The organism is Micromonospora sp. AMSO1212t, from assembly GCF_008868145.1.
Taxonomy (GTDB): domain Bacteria; phylum Actinomycetota; class Actinomycetes; order Mycobacteriales; family Micromonosporaceae; genus Micromonospora; species Micromonospora tulbaghiae.
The window spans coordinates 1-3,941 of the sequence record NZ_WBKS01000230.1; the positions used below are offsets into that span (position 1 = coordinate 1).

At 74.0% G+C, this 3,941-nt stretch carries 5 protein-coding genes; 4 read left to right on the plus strand and 1 reads right to left on the minus strand.

Annotation, left to right across the window (positions count from 1 at the left end; genetic code table 11):
- The coding region (locus tag F8279_RS29375; RefSeq protein ID WP_151501680.1) for a GGDEF domain-containing protein at nucleotides 1-589 on the minus strand (589 nt) is incomplete at its 3' end.
- A gap of 226 nt (nucleotides 590-815) precedes the next feature.
- On the opposite strand from F8279_RS29375, the gene F8279_RS29380 reads away from it, so the two are divergent.
- The 4 genes from F8279_RS29380 to F8279_RS29395 form a co-directional block, all read left to right on the plus strand.
- Nucleotides 816-1,070, plus strand: a complete 255-nt coding sequence (locus F8279_RS29380; protein WP_091427172.1) for a DUF397 domain-containing protein — start codon at nucleotides 816-818, stop codon at nucleotides 1,068-1,070.
- Between the two features lie 105 nt (nucleotides 1,071-1,175).
- On the plus strand, nucleotides 1,176-2,063 hold the full coding sequence (locus F8279_RS29385; protein ID WP_151501681.1) for a helix-turn-helix transcriptional regulator: 888 nt from the start codon (nucleotides 1,176-1,178) through the stop codon (nucleotides 2,061-2,063).
- A gap of 76 nt (nucleotides 2,064-2,139) precedes the next feature.
- Nucleotides 2,140-2,988 carry an SAM-dependent methyltransferase gene (locus tag F8279_RS29390; protein WP_091427364.1) on the plus strand — a complete coding sequence of 283 codons (849 nt, stop codon included), beginning with the start codon at nucleotides 2,140-2,142 and terminating at the stop codon, nucleotides 2,986-2,988.
- A 62-nt stretch (nucleotides 2,989-3,050) separates the two neighbouring features.
- On the plus strand, nucleotides 3,051-3,941 hold an 891-nt coding region (locus F8279_RS29395), incomplete at its 3' end, for a serine/threonine-protein kinase (RefSeq protein WP_151501682.1).

The following is a 3,941-nucleotide window of genomic DNA, read 5'->3' on the forward strand; positions in this document are numbered from 1 at the left end:
TCTTCGCCTCGTACATGGCCGCGTCGGCGCGGCAGAGCGCGTCGGTGAGCTGGGTGGGGCAGTGCACCGGCGCGAGCCCGACCGAGGCGGTGACCTGGATGCTGCGCGTGCCCAGCGGGATCGGCGCGGCGAGCGCCTCGCAGAGCCGCCGGGTGGCGTGCTCGATCCACCGGCGGTCCGCCGTGGGGCTGGCCAGCAGGCCGGCGAACTCGTCGCCGCCGAGCCGGGCGACCAGGTTGGGGCCGGCGAACGCGGCGAGCCGCTGCGCCACGCTGACCAGCACCTGGTCCCCGGCGGCGTGCCCGTAGCGGTCGTTGACCTGCTTGAAGTTGTCCAGGTCGAGCACGACCGCGACGAGTGGCTGACCGGCGGGGTCGGTGAGCAGGGCGGCGGCCAGCCGGAAGAACGCGCGTCGGTTGGGCAGCCCGGTGAGCGGGTCGTGGCTGGCGGCGTGCCGCTCGGCGGCCAGCTCGGCCTGGAGCAGCTCGATCTCGGCCTCGGCGCGCAGCGCGCGGCGGCGTAACTGCCAGGCGGAGACGAGCGCGCCCGCCGCGGAGATGCCGGAGGCGATGGTCATCGGATCCGCCAACGCGCGTCCTCCTCACCGCAGTCCCGAAGCCGCGTAGAGCGGCGTCCCGGGGCCGGGCTCGGGTCACCGTGCGTGAACGAACCGGCACACCGTATTTCGGTTATCATGCTCTCTGTCCATTGCAGATGCAATAGCAGATGCACGTGCATCTCACTCCTCAGTCGACAGACGTCGCCACCCACCGCTCCTCCCCGCGGCCTCGGCTGGCTCATCCCGAAGGACGCCCATGCAGCAACCCCCGAACGGCGTGCCCGCGACCGAGTTGCCACCGATGCGCTGGCTGAAGAGCCGCCGTAGCAACCCCAGCGGCAACTGCGTCGAACTGGCCGAGTTGCCCGGCGGCGGCATCGCGGTCCGCAACTCCCGGCATCCCGAGGGCCCGGCGCTGATCTACACAGTGGACGAGATCGCCGCGTTCGTGCTCGGCGCCCGGGACGGCGACTTCGACCACCTGATCCCGCCGTCCCGTACACGGGACTGACTCCGTCCGTCCGGAGGAGTTCACCTCACTGTCGGTTCATGGCATGCTTACTCGTCGGTCCGGGAGGGTGCCCGGCCGGGGCGGTCGGGATGCGAGGGCGGTCAGGTGGCGACGGTGCCCGTCGAGGGTGGTCCGACAAGCGGGCCGACAGTGCTGCGCATGCTCCTCGGCGGGCAGCTGCGCCGGCTGCGGGAGAGCGCCGGGGTCAGCCGGGAGACCGCCGGCTGGGAGATCCGCTCGTCGGAGTCGAAGATCAGCCGGATGGAGCTGGGCCGGGTCGGCTTCAAGGAGCGCGACGTGGCCGACCTGCTCACGCTCTACGGCGTCACCACGCCGGAGGACCGCGACGCGCTGCTCAGGCTGGCCCGGGACGCGAACAGCCCGGGCTGGTGGCACCGCTACGGCGACGTGCTCCCCGCCTGGTTCCAGTCGTACCTGGGCCTGGAGGCGGCCGCCGCGCTGATCCGCACGTACGAGGTGCAGTTCGTACCCGGCCTGTTGCAGACCGCCGCGTACGCCCGGCAGGTGATCCTGCTCGGCCACCGCGGCGCGTCGGCGGCGGAGCTGGACCGGCGGGTGGAGCTGCGGATGCAGCGCAAGGAGCTGCTGCGGCGGGCCAACCCGCCGCAGCTGTGGGCGGTGCTCGACGAGGCGGTGCTGCGCCGCCCGATCGGCGGCGCCGCGGTGATGCGGGAGCAGATGGACGCGCTGATCGAGGCGACCTCCGGCCCGCACGTACGGTTGCAGATCGTCCCGTTCGCCGCCGGTGGGCACGCCGCGGCCAGCGGCGCGTTCAGCATCCTGCGCTTCGGTGACGCCGACCTGCCGGACATCGTCTACATCGAGCAGCTGACCAGCGCCATCTACCTCGACAAGCGCGACGACCTCGACTTCTACGCCGAGGCGATGGAACGGCTGTGCGTGGAGGCCGCGCCGCCGGAGCGGACCCCCGAGCTGCTGGCCCGCATGCGCGACGAGCTGTACCCGGTCTGACCGGCGCGGTGGCGGGCAGTAGCATGACCGCCGATCGGAGACAGTGGACGGTGGCACGCGAGTCGTGGAGGCGGCCTTGACCAGCGACGCACCAGGTACGGCACCCGATTCCGGGCCACTCGCCGGCCGGATCGACACCACGGTGGCGCATCCCGCCCGCCGGTACAACTACTGGCTCGGCGGCAAGGACAACTTCCAGGCCGACCGCGACTCCGGCGACGCGATGGCCGCGCGGTTCCCGACCATCCGGATCAGCGCCCTGGAGAACCGGCGGTTCCTGCGCCGCGCGGTGCGCCATCTGGCCGGCGAGGCGGGCATCCGGCAGTTCCTGGACATCGGCACGGGCATCCCCACCGCCGACAACACGCACGAGGTGGCGCAGGCGACCGACCCGCGCGCCCGGGTGGTCTACGTCGACAACGACCCGATCGTGCTGGCCCACGCCCGCGCGCTGCTCACCAGCTCCGCCGAGGGCGCCACCGCCTACCTCGACGCGGACCTGCGTGACCCGGAGGGCATCCTCGCCCACCCCGACCTGCGCCGCACGCTGGACTTCTCCCAGCCGGTGGCGTTGATGCTGCTGGCGGTGCTGCACTTCGTGCCCGACGGCGAAGACCCGTACGCGATCGTCGGCCGGCTGCTGGACGCCCTGCCCGACGGCAGCTACCTGGCCGCCTCGCACGCCACCCACGACTACCTGCCGGCCGAGGTGGCCGCCGAGGCGAAGGCGGCGGCCCGCGGCGGCGGCCCGCACGGCGTGATCAACTTGCGCAGCCGGGAGGAGGTCGTGCGCTTCTTCGACGGGCTGGAGCTGGTCGAGCCGGGCGTCTGCTCGGTCGCCGAGTGGCGCGCCGACGGCGAGCCCGAGCCGCGCCCGTCGGTGATCGAGGTCAGCATGTACGGCGGGGTCGCCCGCAAGCCCTGACCCGGGCACCCCCGCCGGACGGTTGACGGGCACGGGGCCCGGACGGGCAGACTGGAGGCATCATGTCGCCGTTCACGTCCGCCCTGCGCCTGCACGACCGATACGTCCTGCGCGAACGCATCGGTCTCGGCGGGATGTCCGAGGTGTGGCGCGCCGACGACGAGGTGCTGCACCGGCCCGTCGCGGTCAAGGCCCTCGCCGGGCAGCTCGCCGCCGACCCGCAACTGCGGGCGGTCATCCAGCGCGAGGCCCGCGCGGCGGCGCGGCTCACCCACCCGCACGTCACCCAGGTGTACGACTACGGCGAGGCGACGCTGGACAGCGGCGTCGTGGTCCCGTACCTGGTGATGGAGCTGGTGGAGGGCCAGACGCTCGCCGACCGGCTGGCCGGCGGGCCGCTGGCCTGGCCGGATGCGGTCCGCACGGCCGGGCAGGTCGCCGGGGCGCTGGCCGCGGCGCACCGGATCGGCGTGGTGCACCGCGACGTCAAGCCGGCCAACGTGATGCTCACCGAGACCGGCGCGAAAGTGCTCGACTTCGGCATCGCCGCGCCCGCCGGCCCGCACCCGGTCACCGGGCAGCCCGGCGCGCTGCTGATGGGCACCCCCGCCTACTTCGCCCCGGAACGCCTCGACCCCGGCCCCGCGAACCCGGCCGGCGACGTGTACGCGCTCGGCGTACTGCTGTACCGCAGCCTCACCGGCCGGGCGCCGCTGCCGGTGCGCAGCTGGGACGACGTGCTGGACGTGCGGCGCAACCGGCCGGCGGTGCCGCCGCTGCGGGTGCCCGGCCTGCCGCCGGAGGTCGCCGACCTGGTCCTGGCCTGCCTCGCGATGGACCCGGAGCGGCGGCCCACAGCGGCCCGGCTCGCCGAGCGGCTCGGCGCGGGCCGTCCGGTGGATCCGCCGACCCCGGTCCTGCCCACCGTGGCGCCGGTGGCGCACCCGCCCACC

What these genes read in the sequence shown, in the direction of transcription:
- F8279_RS29380 (WP_091427172.1), top strand. Translation starts at nt 816, where the DNA reads ATGCAGCAACCCCCGAACGGCGTGCCCGCGACCGAGTTGCCACCGATG.